The organism is Endomicrobium proavitum (genome assembly GCF_001027545.1).
GTDB lineage: Bacteria > Elusimicrobiota > Endomicrobiia > Endomicrobiales > Endomicrobiaceae > Endomicrobium > Endomicrobium proavitum.
On sequence record NZ_CP009498.1, the window covers coordinates 885,697 to 902,279 of the forward strand.

Genomic DNA, 16,583 nt, shown 5'->3' on the forward strand with positions numbered 1-16,583 from the left:
TATCTTATTTTAGAATTGTAGCTATTTTGCAACAGAAAAACAACAGATTACTGCTTTTTGCTGCGCCATACCGGAGACATATTTCTTAGCGACTGCACTATTTCCGGCAAAACGGATAAAACATAATCCACTTCTTCTTCGGTATTATTATAGCTGAAAGAAAAACGAACCGCACCCTGCGCCGCAACGGGATCTGCGCGCATAGCGGCAAGCACGTGCGAAGGTTCGCCCGTAGCGCATGCCGAACCGCTTGAAGCGGCAATGCCTTTCATATCAAGTTTTAAAAGAAGCGCCTCGCCTTCAATATAATTAAAGCTTACGTTTAGTATGTTAGACACGGCTCTGCTGCCGCTGCCGTTTATTATAACTTCAGGAATTGTTTCCAAAATTCCTTTTTTTAATTTTTCTCTTAAGAAGAAAATATGTTTATCGTGCTCGTCAAGCGCAGAGTTTGCAATTTCTAAAGCTTTTGCGGCGCCGACTATGCCCGCTACGTTTTCAGTTCCCGGGCGCAGTCCGTTTTCGTGATGTCCGCCGAAAGTAACGGACTCTATTTTTGTTCCTCTTTTTACGTATAAAACCCCTACGCCCTTGGGTCCGCCGAATTTATGTCCGGACATTGAAAGCAAATCTACGCCGAGCTTTTTAACGTCTATTTTCAGCTTTCCTGCCGTTTGAACCGAATCCGTGTGAAAGTATATTTTTTCTTTGCGTTTAGAGTTTATTTCGTTAAGCGCTGCGGCAATTTCCGCAATAGGCTGCAAAGCGCCGACTTCATTATTTGCGTGCATAACGCTTACAAAAAGAGTGTCTTCTGCAACGGCTTTTTTTAAATCTTCCGCGGAAATAACTCCGTCTTTATCAACTTCCAAATATGTAACTTTATAGCCCTGCTTTTCAAGATGTCTAAAAGAATATAAAACCGCGTGATGCTCTATTTTAGTAGTTATTATGTGCCCTTTTTTACAATAAGCGTTAAGAACGCCGAATATTGCGATATTGTCCGACTCGGTTCCGCAGCCGGTAAAAAAAACTTCATCCGGCGTTGCGTTTATTAACTCTGCAATTTTAATGCGCGACGCATCTAAAGCTTTTTTAGCTTCTCTGCCAAAATGATGGAAGCTTGAAGCGTTTCCGAAAATGTCGGAAAAGTAAGGCGTCATCTCTTTTACAACTTCAGGCAAAACCGCCGTTGTGGAACTGTTGTCTAAATAAACTCTTTTTTTATCCATGCTTCCTTCTTATTCTTTTTTACGCGCGTTATTTTCTATGTAATTTTTTGCTTTTCTTATTCTAAAAGATGTTCTCGCGCAGTCTTTACACACCGTTGTGTGACGCCTATATTCTTTAGTTTTTTCTTCGTCAAGCTCTCCGCTGTAAAACGGTATTATCTCAAGGAGAATTTCACGGCATTTCATTTTTTTCCTCTAAAACGGCGGCAATTTTTTCCGTAGTATAAAAAAGCGACTTTTTAATTTCGCTTTCTTTTGCGTTTAAAACTTCGCTTATATCTTCAATGTTAAAACCGTGCTCGTATTTTAACACAAAAACTTTTTTGTCAAAAATTTTAAAGTTTTTCTTGGCAAGGCAAATAAAATCAGAACCCAAACATTTCTTCTTTTTTACCGAAAACCTTCCGACGTATTTAAGCAGTCTTTTGTAGAGGGCAAGTTTTAATTGTCTTTCATCTGAAAATAAACGCTTTGAAACTTTTTTAAAAGTTTTTTTGGTAAGCTTTTTAGCTTTTTTATCGTCATAAACAAGGCTTAGAGCCAGCGAGTGTATATCGTTTTTGTTTTGTTTTATCTGTTTCATCTGCTATTAATTTCTAACGGCGCGTTTATTTTTTATATGTCCTTCAAGAGAATCAGCAAACAAACTGCTTCCGTCGCCTGCCGCTACAAAATACAAACTGTTTGTATCCGCAGGATAAAGCGCGGCTTTTATTGACTCTATACCCGGGCTGCATATTGGCGCCGGAGGAAGACCGAATATTTTATACGTATTATAAGGAGAATCAAACTTTGTGTCTTCTATAGACAAGTGCGCTTTATTTATGCCCATAGCGTAAAGCACCGTGGCGCAAGACTCAAGCCTTATTCTCTTTTTTAATCTGTTGTGAAACACCGCCGATATTATCGGGCGCTCGTTAGGCTTAACCGCTTCTTTTTCTATTATTGACGCCAAAATAATTACTTTTTTCATAGGCATATTTATTTCTTTTGCGCGTTCATACATTTGAGGCGTAATTTTTTTATCAAATTCGCGCTGCATCATGTTTATAATATCTTCTTCTTTCATTGACGGATCTACCATATAAGTTTCGGGCATAAGATAGCCTTCCATGGCGCGCACTTTGGCTACTTCTATAAATTTGTCTTTACTTATTCCCACTTTAGCGGATATTATTTCAGCCGTCTGCCCAACGGTGCTTCCCTCGGGAATTGTAAACCTTATCATATTTTTTGAGCCGCTTTTAAGCTCGCTTAATATTTGAAACATGCTGTTGTTTTTTCTAAATTCATAAACGCCGGCTTTTATTTTGTTTTGAGAACCTGAAAATTTAACTAAAACTACAAAAAGATTTTTTGAAATTATCAGTTCGTTTCTTTTAAGATCGGCTGCAACTAAAGACGCTCCTTCGCCGTTTTGAACGGTTATGGAAACTTTTTTTCCGGGTATGGAAAAATAGCAGAAAACCATTATAACGACTATTGCCGCAACTGTAATTTTTTTCTTTATTTTTTTATCCACAGCTTTTCAAACTCCTCGTTTATTTCTTCTTTAACGTCGCCCGACAAAACTTCTGAAGCTCTTTTTATATTTTTTTGTTTAAAACCCTTTGCCAAAAAACTTTCCACGCTTTCGTGCTTTGCCCCCGCAGGAGCCGTTCTGCGGCGAATTCCTTTATCGTTTGTTACAACGGTTATCTCGTAAGGATTAGAACTTTCGTCAACAATTTGAGCTATTATGTCATCCGCCAAATCTACGCCGTCGCTAAAAATTATTTCAATATTTCCCAAGTGAGACTTATTATGCCCGCAAAAGTCATACGGATTTTTTGATTTATTATCAAAGACAACGGTAATGCTGTTTTTAAAACTCCCGTGCGGACGGTTTTGATTTATAAATTCAAAAAGCTTATCGCGCCTGCCCTCAAGCGTAGATGCTTTAAAAATATCGCTTGCATTTATAACATTATAACCGTCAACTATGTAACGCACAAGAACTCCAAAACGGCAAATACTTAATTTTTTTTCTTTCGATTTAATTGTTCCGCGCGCAATTGCCGCAACTTAATATATTTTACCCACACATAAAAAAAATGGTTTAAACTTAAAACAAACCCTAATTTCCCGTCAAGAAACCCTTTTTGAATAACTAACATCTGAAAAAAATCGGCAGAAGCATGAAAAAAAGCGGCAACGATAGAACTTTTTTTATTGCGTTCGTGCGCATTTTGCGCCCATATGCTTGTATATTGGTTAAATTTATTAAAATATTGATCCCAATTGTTATAAGTGTAGTGTTTTATATATCCTGCCAATTTTTTCTTTGGCAAACTGCACAAAGGTTGTTCGTGCACTTTATTTATCCACTTTACGCTTGCTCTTGGGAACAACCTTACAACAAAATCCGCTCTCAATACGCCGTAATTAAACTCTTGTCCGAATGCCACGGATTTTCTTTTTATAATACACTGTTTATCTTCGTTTGTCACGACAATACTTTTGATATTATTAATCAACTCATCGCTCAAACGTTCGTCAGCGTCAACATACAGAATCCATTTAGCCTGGGTTTGCGTTAAAGCAAAATTTCTTTGCTCGGAAAAATCATTATCTAACTCTCTGCAAACAACTCTTGCGCCGTTTGCTTTGGCAAGCCGAATTGTATTATCTGTGCTGAAAGAATCTACAACAAGTATATCATCCGCGCATTTTTTAACATTATTAATTACTTCAACTATATTATCTTGCTCATTTTTTGTCAATATAACAACTGTTAAATTAAACATTAGCATTACCGGATTTTACAAGTTTATTATACTTCAGCCAATAAAATAATTTTCTTGGATTTAAACTAAATCGTAAAAAATTTTTATTTTTCAAATCTATAAGCTCTTCCTTAAATATATTAAAAAGCTCCGACTGTTTCTGCTTATCCGATTTTTTTATTTTATTGTATTGTATTCTCAATCTTTTTGCCGCAACATGCTTTGCCACAAAATCAAAATCTTTTTTAGGAGCATCTTTATACTGCTGCCACATATAAACTATTCCTTTATGATAATCTTCTATTTGTTTTTGCGTTATTGAAGATCTTGAGATTGATTTTGGATTATCTATATAAAAATACAGCGCTTCATTTAATAAAACTGTTTTAGGGTGTTTTTTACATATTGCAATAATAAACGGATCGTCTTCAAAAGCAATTCCCGGAATAAATTCCACATCTTTTAAAATTTCCTGCTTATATAATCTTGCCCATGCGTAATAAGTCATTTTGTAGAACGGATTTTTTTTGAATAAATACAACGGAGCATTTGTTATTTTATACCTGATATCTTCTATACTTTTATATAAAGGCGGCACATATGTAAACTCTACGGCATTGCCCGCTTTTTTGACAACTCTGTGCAAAACCGAATCATGTCTGAACGTTATCCAATCTGCATTGTATTTTGTTATGAAATAATATGTAATTTCTAAAAGCTGCGGATGAATAAAATCATCAGAATCTAAAAAATAAATATACTTGCCTTTTGCTTTTCTCATCCCGCTGTTACGCGCAGCGGACAGTCCTTGATTTTCTTGATTGATAATTCTAATACGCGAGTCTTTTTTTGAATACTCTTCAAGTATTTCGGCCGAATTATCAGGAGAACCGTCGTTGACGCAAATAATTTCAAAATTTTTAAATGTTTGGGCAAACACGCTGTCTAAACAGCGTGCAAGATATTTTTCCACATTCCATACCGGCACAATTATACTTATTAAAGGTGTTTTTTCCGCGATAGAAATTTCTTCTCTTTCATTATCTTTCATAGGTTAAATTATAAAACCTCAAATTTGATACTTTTCCAAATATCTCTGCAAAATAATGGCGGCGGCAAGTTTGTCTTTTACGCCTTTTTGTTTTTTTCGGGAGGCGTCGGCTTTGCCTACAAGCAAATCCATGGCTTCGTTTGTCGTAAAACTTTCGTCCACGGTTTCTATTTTCATATTGCCTAATTCTTTAAGTTTAGATATAAAACTATTTACTGTTTCCGCCATTTCCGTGTGAACGTCGTTAAGAGGGATTCCTACAACTATTGTTTCAACCTGATTATTTTGCGCAATTTCATATATTTTTTGCGCGTCTTTTTTTAACGACACGCTTTCTATTACGTCAAAAGGGTTTGCCGTTATTTGCAGCATATCGGTAAGAGCTACGCCTATTCTTTTTAGCCCGTAATCTATTCCCATTATTCTTGACAAAAACTTCTCCTTAAAACAAAAACGGCAGAGACCGTTAAGTCTCTGCCGTTATTTTAGCATTTTTTAGGCATTTTTAGAGAATTTTTTTATCTGCTCTTCTATTGTTTCAATTGCCTTTTCTATCGTGCATTTTTCAATCAACTTATCGCCTATTCTTACAACCGGTCCTTTGGAACATCTTTCAAAGCAGAAAGACGCGTCTATTCCGATATTATCTTTATACTCATGAGCTTGCGTGAAATCAAGAATTTGTTTCAAAAGTTTCTGCGAACCTTTAAGCATACAGCTTGTGCCAAAGCACACATTAATATTTAATCTGTTTTCTTTGACGGATTTATGAATTGTAAAAGGTCCTTCTTTGAGTCTTTTTTTATTGCTGTGTTTTGAATGCAGCAGCTCGTGCGCAACGTTGCTTCCCGGTTTTCCGAGGAATTGCTGATACATCTCGCGCACGTAAGGATTGTCCTGCGGTTTGTGAAGTTCCAAAGTTTTATCGTTTTCGTATAAAACTTTTGTGCGGACTTTTCTTACGGACAAATCTTTGTAAACGGGCTGTCCCGCTCCGCCTATGCATCCGCCGGGACATGCCATAACTTCTATAAAGTCGTATCTTGATTTATCGGCTTTTATGTCTCGGACTATTTGTCTTGCGTTTTTAAGTCCGTAAACAATAGCTATTTTAAGTTCTTTGCCGCCGACGTTTACTTTTGCTTCTCTTATGCCGTCTTCTCCGCGGACAAAATTAAACTGCTCCGTTTCGTCAACGGAATCGTTAGTTTTGCTTATAACATTTCTTAAAACGGCTTCGGTTACTCCGCCTGAATTTCCAAATATTACGCCGCCGCCCGTTTTAAAACCCATAGGCATATCAAAAGCCGAAGCTTCAATTTCCGCAAAACGCAAACCCGACTCTTCTATCATTCTGGCAAATTCCTGCGTCGTTAAAACATAATCTATATCCTGCAAACCGTCTTTTGAAAGTTCGGATCTTCTTGCTTCAAACTTTTTTGCCGTGCAGGGCATTATGGAAACTACAACCAAATCTTCTTTGGGAACTTCTAAAATATCCGGCATTATTTTTTTAGCTATTGAACCGAACATCCCTTGAGGAGAACGGCAGCTTGAAAGATTTTCTATCATGTCGGGATAATACTGCTCAACAAATTTTACCCACGCGGGGCAGCACGACGTAAACTGCGGCATACTTTTTCCGTTGCCGAGTCTTTCTACAAATTCGTTTGCCTCTTCAACAATAGTCATATCGGCGCTGAAAGATATATCAAAAACTTTGTCAAAACCCATTGCGCGAAGCGCGGTAACAATTTTTCCGGCAGCTTCCGTGCCGTTTTCGCCGACAAGCCCGAACGCTTCGCCTATCGCCGCGCGCACAGCCGGAGCAATTGCAACTATAACTTTTTTCTTCGGGTCGCTCAACGCTTTCCAAACAAGGCTTACTTCAGACTTCGGCGTAAGCGCGCCCGTCGGGCAAACTCTTGCGCACTGGCCGCAGTAAACGCATTCCGAACTTTCCAAATCTTTTCCGAAGCTCGGGCAAACTACGGAGTTAGGCCCTCTGTTTGCAAAATCTATTGCGCCTATGCTTTGCACTTCTTCACAAAAGCGCACGCAGTCGCCGCACAAAACGCATTTATTGGGGTCTCGCACTAAAGCGTGAGTTGATAAATCTTTAGGTTCTTTTTTCAGGACGGGTCTGAATCTTATTGTATCAATGCCGAGTCTTCTTGCAAGCGTTTGAAGCTGGCAAGTTTCGCTTTTGCGGCAGGTTGTGCATCTTTTGTCATGGTTTGCAAGAAGAAGCTCTACTATTATTTTTCTCATCTCGCGGATTTGTTCGTTGTTGGTTCTTATTTTCATTGCGTTTTCCGGAGGAGTGGAACAAGCGGGAAGAATGCCTCTACCCTCAACTTCAACCATGCAAAGCCTGCACGAACCGTAAGCGCTTAATTCGGAATGATAGCAAAATGTGGGAAGTTCAATATTTTCTTTTCTGATGATTTCTAAAATATTTTTTTCGTTGTCAAAAGAAACCGTTTTGTTATTTATAATTAAATGTTTTTCCATTTTTTATCCTCTTACCACGGCATTAAATTTACATGTATCCAAACAGACTCCGCACTTTATGCATTTTACGGTATCTATTACATGCTGTTTTTTAAGCGTTCCCGCAATTGCGCCGACAGGGCACTTTCTTGCGCACGCCGTGCAGCCTAAACATTTATCGTTAATGCTGTAATTTACAAGATTTGAACATTCTCCGGCGGGACATCTCTTATCTTTTACATGAGCGTTATATTCGTCTCTAAAATATCTAAGCGTTGACAACACGGGGTTTGGCGCCGTTTTTCCAAGCCCGCACAAAGAACCTACCTGCACGGCTTTAGCGAGTTTTTCTAAAAGGGTAAGAGTATTTTCGTCGGCTCTTCCCTCGGTAATATCTTCAAGCATTAAAAGCATTTGTCTTGTGCCTTCTCTGCACAAAACGCATTTTCCGCAAGATTCGTTTTGAGTAAACTGCATGAAAAACTTTGCCATCTTTACCATACAGGTATTTTGATTCATAACAACAAGCCCGCCGGAACCTACCATTGCGCCGACTTTTTTGAGAGAATCAAAATCAAGCGGCAGGTCAAGATGTTCTTTTGTTAGACATCCGCCCGAAGGTCCGCCTATTTGCACGGCTTTAAAATTTTTATCGTCAACTTTTCCTTTTTCGTCGGTTACTCCGCCGGCAGTATCAAAAACAACCTGTCTTAAAGTTGTTCCCATAGGCACTTCTATAAGCCCCGTATTTAAAACCTGACCCGTAAGAGCAAAAGTTTTTGTTCCCGGAGACTGCGGCGTGCCAAGCTGTCTGAACGAATCCGCGCCGTAATTAATTACAAGAGGAACCGTGGCAAGCGTTTCTACATTATTTATGGCAGTCGGTTTTTCCCAAAGACCGCTCTGCGCCGGAAACGGAGGTTTTGGCGAAGGCATGCCTCTTTTTCCCTCAATAGAAGCTATAAGCGCGGTTTCTTCGCCGCAAACAAAAGCGCCCGCGCCTTCCATAACGTGAAGCGTAAAATTGTGCGCGCTTCCAAAAATATTTTTTCCTAAAACGCCTTTTTGCACGGCGGCTTCAACGGCTTTCTTCATTCTTTCAACGGCAAGCCCGTATTCGGTTCTTACGTAAACATAACCCTCGTCGGCGCCGATTGCTTTTGCCGCTATTATCATTCCTTCTATAACGCTGTGAGGGTTGCCTTCCATAACGCTTCTGTCCATAAACGCGCCGGGGTCTCCTTCGTCGCCGTTACAGATAATATATTTTTTATCTCTCTGCTGAACGCGCGTTAAATCCCACTTTTTACCCGTTGGAAATCCGCCGCCGCCTCTGCCTCTAAGACCCGCGGCTAAAACAACGTCGCAGATTTCTTTGTCCGTCATATCTATACAGGCTTTTTTTGCGGCTCTGTAACCGCCGTCAAAAATATATTCGTCTATGTTTTCAGGATCTACAACTCCGCACTGCTTTAAAACCATTCTGCTTTGTTTTTGATAAAAAGGAATTTCATTTTGACCTTTGCAAACTTTGCCGTTGTCGTTGTAACACAGCCTTTCTATAACTTCGTCGGCTTTTATGCTTTTTTCCAAAATTTCTTTTACGTCTTCAACTTTAACTTTTGTATAGAGAATTCCCGACGGCAAAATATTTACCAAAGGTCCCATCTGGCAAAAACCCTGACAGCCGCTTTTTGAAAGAAGATTAGTTTTTCCTTTTTCCTCTTTAAGTTCTACGGATATTTTAACTCCAAGCTCGTCCGCGCTTTTTATAAAAGCGTTAAAAACTTTTAAAGAGCCGTTTGCAACGCAGCCCGTGCCGGCGCATATAATAATTCTTTTTGTCACATTTCCAAGAGATTTCTGGACGGATTCGGTTATTTTTTTTAAATCTAACATTATTGCGCCGCCTCCTGTTTAAGAATTGAATCTATAATTTGTATAACTTTATCAGGAGTAACCTGACCGAAAACATCCTCGTCAACAACCATAACCGGCGCAAGTCCGCACGCGCCAAGGCATGACACGGTTTCAAGCGTAAACAGCATATCTTTTGTTGTGAACTCTCCGTCTTTAAGAGCAAGTTTATTTTTTATCGTATTTATAAGATTTGTGGATTTTTTTACGTGACAGGCGGTGCCGTCGCAAACTTTAATAATATGTTTGCCTTTTTGTTTAAGCGTAAAATGCGCAAAAAACGTAGCCACGCCGTAAACTCTTGCGGGAGAAATTCTTAATGACGACGCTATAAACGCCAAAATTTCTTCCGGCAAATATCTGTATTCATTTTGCACGGCTTGCAAAATAGGGATAAGCTTTGACTTATCGTAGTTGTTTTCTTCAATAATTTGGCAAACCCTGTCAAACTTACTGTAACCGGCTTCCATTTGTAAAGCTCCTGTTATAAAGATTTTTTATTTATATTTTTAAATAACACCGCAAGCGACGACGCTAAATTTTCGTGCTGAATTATTACGTCTTTAGCCGATGTTGTAATTCTTGCCGGCGCAAAACTCCAAATAGCTTTAATTCCGGCAGATATCATTATATCTGCAAGTTCTTGCGCCGATGACGCCGGAACCGTTAAAATGCCCACTTCGGTTTTATGTTCGCGTATGTATTTTTCCATGGAATCTATTGAATAAATAGGTTTTCCGTGGATAAGTTTTCCTATTTTTGCAAAATCGTTGTCAAAAGCCGCGGCAATTTTCAAACCGTAATGTTCAAAACCCTGATACCCCAATATTGCGTAACCCAAATGCCCCGCGCCGATGAGAATTGCGGGATTTATTTTATTCCATTCTAAAAAAGTTTCTATTGCGCCAAGCAAATCCGAAACCGCGTAACCGACTTTCGGTTTGCCTTTCAGCCCGGTGGCTTCCAAATCTTTCCTAACCTGTATGGGAGTTAAATTTAAATCCGAGGCGATTTGCGTTGAAGATATTGCGGCAATTCCCATTTCTTTTGTTTTTAATAAATAATGATGATAAACAGGAAGCCTTCTTATTGTAGCTTCTGAAACTTCTCTCATAATTTCACCGTTGATTTGATTTCAGGATTAGATATTTTTTTATCTATAAAAAAATACTGATATGATTATACAATTTTATTCAAACATGTCAATAGTTTTAGATTACTCTAAATTTTAGCGCGCTAAATTTTCATTGATTTTTGAATGTAAAAAAAAGCAGCGGACAAATAAATTTATTTGCCCGCTGCTGTGATATGTTTTTAATTCAAACGATTTAATTGTCGTTATATATTAGCGTTTATACATATTCGTCGCGAATTCCGGCGTCTATATTTTTAAACATTTTTTCTAAAGTTTTTATAGCTTCGGCATCAAGATTTTTTTTAGCTTCTTCAATAAGTTTATAGCCTGCTTTTTTTACTTCCGGTTCCGCAAAATCTTCAAGATACTCTTTTAGTGTTACAAGCGCGTTAATATCGCACATGTGTTTTATATCGCCCGGTTTTGCCAAATCCATAAAATGTTCGCCGGTGCGGTTTTTGCGGTAACACGCCGCGCAAAAAGAAGGTATGAGCCCTTGCAAAATTAGCGACGAAGTTATTTCGGTTAAACTTCTTTGGTCATTTAAAGAAAATTGTTTTTCAACGGTTTTATTATCCTGAACAACTTCTTCATACCCCCCCGGAGTTACTCGCGACTCGGCGCTTATTTGCGAAACGCCCAAATTAACAAGCTCGTCGCGCATTTCGGATGTTTCTCTCGTGGACATTATTATTCCGGTATAAGGAACGGACAAACGCAAAACCGCTACAAGCTTTTTAAAATTTTCATCCGTAAGAGGGTATTCGCCGTGATCGGCATAATTTGTTCCCTGCGCGGGCTCTATACGCGGCATGGAAATAGTGTGAGGCCCTATCCCGAATTTTTTCTCAAGATATTCTATATGCATAAGCATTGCCAAAACTTCAAATCTATAATCGTAAAGACCAAAGAGCGTCCCTATGCCCACGTCGTCAATACCGGCTTCAAAAGCTCTGTCAATTGCGTCAAGCCTGTTATCCGGTTCTGATTTTGCGCCTGCCACATGAAGTTTTCTGTATGTGGCGTCGTGATAGGTTTCCTGAAACAACTGATACGTGCCTATACCGGCGTCTTTTAATTTTTTAAACTGTTCTACGCTTAAAGGCGCAACGTTTACATTAACTCTTTTTATTTTGCTGCCTTTATAATCCGCCGCATAAATAGCTTTAACGGCGTCTATATAATAATTAACGTTTTCATCGGAAGAAGCCGTTTCGCCGGCAACCATTAAAATGCGTTTATGCCCGCGCTTAAGCAAAATTTCAGTTTGTTTTTTTATTTCTTCAAGAGAGAGTTTTTTTCTAACGGTTAATTTATTGTTTACCGAAAAACCGCAGTAAAGACATGTATTTGCGCACACGTTGCTTATATACAGCGGAACAAATAAAACCACGCGCTTACCGTAAATTATATTTTTTACGCGCGCAGCGGCTTTGTAAATTTTTTTGAGGAGTTTTGCGTCGGCTACGGCAAGAAGTTTTGCGCAATCTTCAAGAGAAAGTCTTTTGAGCAGTTTTGTTTTCTCTAAAATTTCGTCTATTTCCCGAGGATAAACTTTTATATTAATAAGAGAATTTATTGTTTTTTCATCTATGTGTTTCAATTAAATCGCCGCCCTTTTTTGTTTGGCTTCATTGTATATCTAAAATAAAAATATGTCAAACTTTTATAAAAAAACCCCGCCAAATCAGGCGAGGTTTTTTTATCGCTTTTGTTTTTTTAGTTTTTTAACTACATTCCCGCTTTTTTATATTCGTTTATTACTTCAATTACTTTTTTCGGAGTTAAATCGCCGTGGATTTTTCCGTTTACCATTATAACAGGCGCAAGCCCGCACGCGCCTAAACATCTTGCTTCCTGAAGCGTAAACATCATATCTTCCGTCGTTTCGCCTTCTTTTATATTTAGCTCTTCTTTAATCGCTTCCATAATTTCCACAGCGCCTTTTACGTAGCACGCCGTGCCAAGGCAAACGGAAATTGTGTATTTGCCCTGCGGAGTTAAATTAAAATAATGATAAAACGTCGCCACCCCCCAAATGTGAGCCGCAGGAACATTCATTTCTTCTGCGACAAACTCCATAGTTTCTTTAGACAGGTAACCGTAAAGAACCTGCGCTTTATGCAAAACCGCAATCAAATACGAGCTTGCATCGTCTTTTTTTGAATATTTTTCAATATAAGCTTTTAATTCTATCTGCTTTTTATCAGCCATTTTTTCCTCTCGCAATGTGTATGACCTTTTGTTTTGCCATTACGATGAAAGCTTGTCTCACCATAGTAAAACCGACACAATCGGAATCCATTTTAAAAGGTCACTACTCAACTTCTAAGCTTCCCAACTTCTTAACTTTTGTTTTTATTAGGTAAAATGCCAACGGGAAAATGTTGCTTGTAATGCGTATGCAAAAGTTTGTGCGCCTTTTCGCCTAAAGGCTTGCCGAGAAAATCTTTATAAAGTTTTTGTATGTCCGGATTTTCGTGGCTTTTTCTAATGACTTTTGCGACATCGCAATTATAAAGCGCCTGCGCTCTTAACTTTAACAAACCTATATCAAACGGCTGGGAACCAAGCCCAGCGTAAGGCTGCCCGCCGCCGCCGATACAACCGCCGGGGCACGCCATTATTTCAATAAAGTGATATTTGTTTTTATCTTTTCTGACTTCGTTTAAAACTTTAGACGCGTTGCCAAGACCGCTTGCTACGGCAAAGCGTATTTCCGTGCCGCCTACGTCTATTTTCCCTTCTTTTATTCCCGCAATTCCGCGGGCTTCTTTTATATCTATATTTTCTAAAGTTTTTCCCGTTGCAAACTCATAAGCCGTGCGAAGAGCCGCTTCCATAACGCCGCCCGTGGCGCCGAAAATTGTAGCCGCGCCCGAAGACTGCCCCAGCGGAGAATCAAATTCTTCGCCTTTTAACGTCGGCAAATCTATGCCGGCGGATTTTAACATCCAGCCTAGCTCTCTTGTGGTAAGAGAATAATCCGTCGTGCGCATGCCGTCTATTTCAAGCTCCGGACGGGCTGCTTCGTATTTTTTTGCCACGCAGCACATAAACGCAATATTTACAATATTTTTAGGATCGGCATTTATTTGTTTTGCAAAATACGTTTTTGTTATTGAACTTAACATAGACATTGGCGAACGGCAGCTTGAAACGTTTGGTATTAAATCGGAATAAAACTGTTCCATAGCTTTCATCCACGCCGAAGAACAAGAAGTTATCATCGGCAAAACGCCGCCGTTTTTAAGTCTGTCTAAAAACTCGCTCGCCTCTTCCATTATGGTTAAATCGGCGGCAAACTGCGTGTCAAAAACGTAATCAAAACCGAGCTTTCTTAAAGCTGCGGCGGTTTCTTTTTCCCAGTTTTGCCCAGGTTTTATGCCGAAATATTCGCCGATAGCCGCGCGTACCGACGGCGCAATTTGAGCTATTTTAATTTTTGATTTATCATTTAAAGCGGCAAACGCTTCCTTAATATAATTGTGTTCCATAAGCGTTGCCGTTGGGCAAACGTTTATACACTGACCGCAATTAGAACAAACGCTGTCTTTAAAAGACGCGTTAAACGCGGGCGAAATTTTTGTGTTAATTCCGCGGTTTACAAAATCTATAGCGTGAATATTTTGTATCTCGGCGCATGTGCGAACGCAGCGTCCGCAGAGAATACATTTTTCCTGATTATTTGTTACGCAAGGCGAAGCGTTATCTTTATCGTATTTTTTTCTTGCGCCCTCAAAATCTCTTGTTTCCACGCCGACCGTGCGCGCTAAATTTTGCAGCTCGCACATTCCGTTTCTCATGCAAACGTTGCAGTCTTGCGGATGATTGTCTAAAATAAGCTCCACTATTTCTTTGCGCGCTTTTCTTATAGCCTCGGTATTTGTGTGAATTTTCATTCCCTCTTTAACCGGATAAGAACACGACGCCACAAAATTTTTAATTCCCTCAACTTCAACTATGCAAACGCGGCAGCCGCCGTATGTGGAAAGTCTGGGGTGATAACACAAACTTGGAATTTTATATCCTGCCGTTGTGGCGGCCTGCATTATAGTTATACCGTCAACAACGTCGTAAGGTCTGTCATTTATGTAAACTTTTATCATTTCGTATTCTCCAAACCGGAAGCTTTATCAACAGCGTTAAATTTACACGTTTTAAAACATCTCGTGCAGTGAACGCATTTTGCTTTATATATGTAATGCTTTGCTTTGACCGCTCCCTCTATAGCTTCAGCCGGACAAACTCTTCTGCACGCGCCGCAGCCTACGCAATTATCGTTGATAACGTAATCAACAAGTTTTTCGCAAACTTTAGCTCTGCATTTTTTCAGCAGCACGTGTTCTTCATACTCTTGTCTGAAATTTTTAATTGTGCTTAAAACCGGGTTTGGCGCCGACTGTCCTAAACCGCAAAGCGAAGATTTTTTCATCATATCGCCCAAATTTTCAAGACGTTCTATATCGCCGTCTTTGCCTTCTCCCTCGGTAATTCTTGTAAGAAGCTCATACATTCTCGTGGTGCCCTCGCGGCACGGAACGCACTTTCCGCAAGATTCGCTTTGCGTAAACTCAATAAAATATTTCGCAAGATTTACCATGCAGGAATCTTCGTCTATAATTATCATTCCGCCGGAACCCATTATAGAACCAGCCGCGGCAAGAGATTCGTAATCTATGCTTGTATCTAAAAATTTCTCGGTAAGACATCCTCCGGAAGGTCCGCCGGTTTGAACTGATTTCAATTTTTTATTATTAGGAATTCCGCCGCCGATATCGTAAACTATTTGTCTTAAAGTTGTGCCCATAGGCACTTCAACAAGACCGGTGTTTTTAATTTTTCCGGCGAGCGCAAAAACTTTTGTGCCTTTAGATTTTTCAGTTCCTATGGAAGAAAACCAATCGGCGCCTTCAAGAAATATCGCCGGTATATTAGCCCATGTTTCAACGTTATTTACAAGAGTCGGCTTTCCAAAAACTCCGTTGACCGCCGGAAACGGCGGGCGCGGACGCGGCATTCCGCGCTTGCCTTCTATGGAATTTATCAACGCGGTTTCTTCGCCGCAAACAAATGCTCCGGCGCCAAGCCTTATTTCTATGTCAAAACTAAATTTTGAACCTAAAATATTTTTACCCAGCAGCCCTTCCTGTCTTGCGGCAACAAACGCTTTTTCCAAACGCTCCACGGCAAGAGGATATTCCGCTCTTATATAAACTATGCCTTTAGAAGCTCCTACGGCATATCCGCCGATAAGCATTCCTTCAACTATGCTGTGAGGGTCGCCTTCAATTGCGCTTCTGTCCATAAACGCGCCGGGGTCGCCCTCGTCGGCGTTGCACACTATATATTTTTCAGAATTTTTTTCTTTAGCGGTAAACTCCCATTTTAAACCTGTAGGAAAACCGGCGCCGCCGCGTCCGCGAATGCCGGACTTTTTTACGGCTTCAACAACGTCTTGCGGCTTCATTGTTTCCAAAACCGTTGCAAGAGCTTTATAACCTTGCGCATTATAAAGATAATCGTAAATATTTTCAGGGTCTATAAGTCCGCAATTTCTTAACGCAACGCGGGTTTGCTGCAGAAAAAATTTTTCGTCTGCAAAAGTTTTTTGAAAGTTGTCAAAAATATGTCGTTTTGTCATTTTTTAACCTTTTTTAAACCGTCAATTATTTCGCGCGCTTTTTCTTCGTTTACATGCACGTAATTTTCAGGTTTTTTGCCTTCAAAATAAACTTCTACGGTAGGCTCAAGATTGCATCTTCCGGCGCATCCCTTTTTAGTTAAAAAAAAGTCCGAACCGTTTTTTAGAGCATCGGAAAAAACTTCGTAAACTTTTTGCGCGCCGGCGGCATTCTCGCAAGTTGCCGAGCCTACAAAAATTTTTACCGGTTTAAAGTATCCGGTTTTTTCCAGCTCTTGTTTTGATTTCTCAACTTTAATTTTTAACGCGTCCGTTGGGGAAGACATTTTCTGCTCCGTTATAAATA

Annotated in this window: 14 protein-coding genes and 1 pseudogene; all 15 read right to left on the bottom strand. The window is 39.6% G+C overall.

Annotation, left to right across the window (positions count from 1 at the left end; translation table 11 throughout):
* Nucleotides 1-47 precede the first annotated feature (47 nt).
* The 15 genes and pseudogenes from Epro_RS03705 to nuoF all read right to left on the bottom strand — a co-directional run bounded on the left by Epro_RS03705 (nucleotide 48) and on the right by nuoF (nucleotide 16,563).
* A complete protein-coding gene (locus Epro_RS03705; RefSeq protein ID WP_052570643.1) occupies nucleotides 48-1,232 on the bottom strand; it encodes a cysteine desulfurase family protein in 1,185 nt (394 codons plus the stop codon).
* Nucleotides 1,233-1,404: 172 nt separating this feature from the next.
* Nucleotides 1,405-1,815: an RNA polymerase sigma factor gene (locus Epro_RS03710; RefSeq protein WP_052570644.1), complete on the bottom strand. Its 411-nt coding sequence runs from the start codon at nucleotides 1,813-1,815 to the stop codon at nucleotides 1,405-1,407.
* 6 nt (nucleotides 1,816-1,821) lie between these two features.
* Nucleotides 1,822-2,754, bottom strand: coding sequence for an endolytic transglycosylase MltG (gene mltG / locus Epro_RS03715; protein ID WP_052570645.1), 933 nt, complete (start codon nucleotides 2,752-2,754; stop codon nucleotides 1,822-1,824).
* Nucleotides 2,739-3,224: an NYN domain-containing protein gene (locus Epro_RS03720; RefSeq protein WP_052570646.1), complete on the bottom strand. Its 486-nt coding sequence runs from the start codon at nucleotides 3,222-3,224 to the stop codon at nucleotides 2,739-2,741. The genes mltG and Epro_RS03720 overlap by 16 nt, the downstream gene beginning before the upstream one ends.
* A gap of 23 nt (nucleotides 3,225-3,247) precedes the next feature.
* Nucleotides 3,248-4,018: a glycosyltransferase family 2 protein gene (locus tag Epro_RS03725; protein WP_052570647.1), complete on the bottom strand. Its 771-nt coding sequence runs from the start codon at nucleotides 4,016-4,018 to the stop codon at nucleotides 3,248-3,250.
* Nucleotides 4,011-5,048, bottom strand: a complete 1,038-nt coding sequence (locus Epro_RS03730) for a glycosyltransferase family 2 protein (RefSeq protein WP_052570648.1) — start codon at nucleotides 5,046-5,048, stop codon at nucleotides 4,011-4,013. Before Epro_RS03730 ends, Epro_RS03725 begins: the two co-directional genes overlap by 8 nt.
* An 18-nt stretch (nucleotides 5,049-5,066) precedes the next feature.
* Nucleotides 5,067-5,480 (bottom strand): Holliday junction resolvase RuvX, encoded by a 414-nt coding sequence (gene ruvX / locus Epro_RS03735; RefSeq protein WP_052570649.1) that lies wholly within the window; start codon nucleotides 5,478-5,480, stop codon nucleotides 5,067-5,069.
* A 63-nt stretch (nucleotides 5,481-5,543) separates the two neighbouring features.
* The gene (locus tag Epro_RS03740) at nucleotides 5,544-7,562 is read right to left on the bottom strand and encodes a [FeFe] hydrogenase, group A (RefSeq protein ID WP_052570650.1); all 2,019 of its coding nucleotides are present in this window, start codon (nucleotides 7,560-7,562) and stop codon (nucleotides 5,544-5,546) included.
* Between the two features lie 3 nt (nucleotides 7,563-7,565).
* Nucleotides 7,566-9,440: an NADH-ubiquinone oxidoreductase-F iron-sulfur binding region domain-containing protein gene (locus Epro_RS03745; RefSeq protein WP_052570651.1), complete on the bottom strand. Its 1,875-nt coding sequence runs from the start codon at nucleotides 9,438-9,440 to the stop codon at nucleotides 7,566-7,568.
* Nucleotides 9,440-9,928: an NADH-quinone oxidoreductase subunit NuoE gene (gene nuoE, locus Epro_RS03750; protein WP_052570652.1), complete on the bottom strand. Its 489-nt coding sequence runs from the start codon at nucleotides 9,926-9,928 to the stop codon at nucleotides 9,440-9,442. Before nuoE (Epro_RS03750) ends, Epro_RS03745 begins: the two co-directional genes overlap by 1 nt.
* Nucleotides 9,929-9,942: 14 nt before the next feature.
* Nucleotides 9,943-10,572: a redox-sensing transcriptional repressor Rex gene (locus tag Epro_RS03755; RefSeq protein ID WP_052570653.1), complete on the bottom strand. Its 630-nt coding sequence runs from the start codon at nucleotides 10,570-10,572 to the stop codon at nucleotides 9,943-9,945.
* 238 nt (nucleotides 10,573-10,810) lie between these two features.
* Nucleotides 10,811-12,196, bottom strand: a complete 1,386-nt coding sequence (hydG, locus tag Epro_RS03760) for a [FeFe] hydrogenase H-cluster radical SAM maturase HydG (RefSeq protein ID WP_052570654.1) — start codon at nucleotides 12,194-12,196, stop codon at nucleotides 10,811-10,813.
* Between the two features lie 128 nt (nucleotides 12,197-12,324).
* Nucleotides 12,325-12,807 carry an NADH-quinone oxidoreductase subunit NuoE gene (gene nuoE, locus Epro_RS03765; RefSeq protein WP_052570655.1) on the bottom strand — a complete coding sequence of 161 codons (483 nt, stop codon included), beginning with the start codon at nucleotides 12,805-12,807 and terminating at the stop codon, nucleotides 12,325-12,327.
* 131 nt (nucleotides 12,808-12,938) lie between these two features.
* On the bottom strand, nucleotides 12,939-14,702 hold the full coding sequence (locus Epro_RS03770; protein ID WP_052570656.1) for an NADH-dependent [FeFe] hydrogenase, group A6: 1,764 nt from the start codon (nucleotides 14,700-14,702) through the stop codon (nucleotides 12,939-12,941).
* Nucleotides 14,699-16,563: pseudogene (gene nuoF / locus Epro_RS03775) on the bottom strand (NADH-quinone oxidoreductase subunit NuoF). Before nuoF ends, Epro_RS03770 begins: the two are co-directional and overlap by 4 nt.
* Between the last annotated feature and the right edge of the window lie 20 nt (nucleotides 16,564-16,583).

Coding starts and splice junctions, on each gene's coding strand:
- Epro_RS03710 (WP_052570644.1), bottom strand. CDS start 1,815: ATGAAACAGATAAAACAAAACAAAAACGATATACACTCGCTGGCTCTA.
- Epro_RS03770 (WP_052570656.1), bottom strand. CDS start 14,702: ATGATAAAAGTTTACATAAATGACAGACCTTACGACGTTGTTGACGGT.
- Epro_RS03745 (WP_052570651.1), bottom strand. CDS start 9,440: ATGTTAGATTTAAAAAAAATAACCGAATCCGTCCAGAAATCTCTTGGA.
- Epro_RS03725 (WP_052570647.1), bottom strand. CDS start 4,018: ATGTTTAATTTAACAGTTGTTATATTGACAAAAAATGAGCAAGATAAT.
- Epro_RS03730 (WP_052570648.1), bottom strand. CDS start 5,048: ATGAAAGATAATGAAAGAGAAGAAATTTCTATCGCGGAAAAAACACCT.
- nuoE (WP_052570652.1), bottom strand. CDS start 9,928: ATGGAAGCCGGTTACAGTAAGTTTGACAGGGTTTGCCAAATTATTGAA.
- nuoE (WP_052570655.1), bottom strand. CDS start 12,807: ATGGCTGATAAAAAGCAGATAGAATTAAAAGCTTATATTGAAAAATAT.
- Epro_RS03740 (WP_052570650.1), bottom strand. CDS start 7,562: ATGGAAAAACATTTAATTATAAATAACAAAACGGTTTCTTTTGACAAC.
- Epro_RS03705 (WP_052570643.1), bottom strand. CDS start 1,232: ATGGATAAAAAAAGAGTTTATTTAGACAACAGTTCCACAACGGCGGTT.
- Epro_RS03755 (WP_052570653.1), bottom strand. CDS start 10,572: ATGAGAGAAGTTTCAGAAGCTACAATAAGAAGGCTTCCTGTTTATCAT.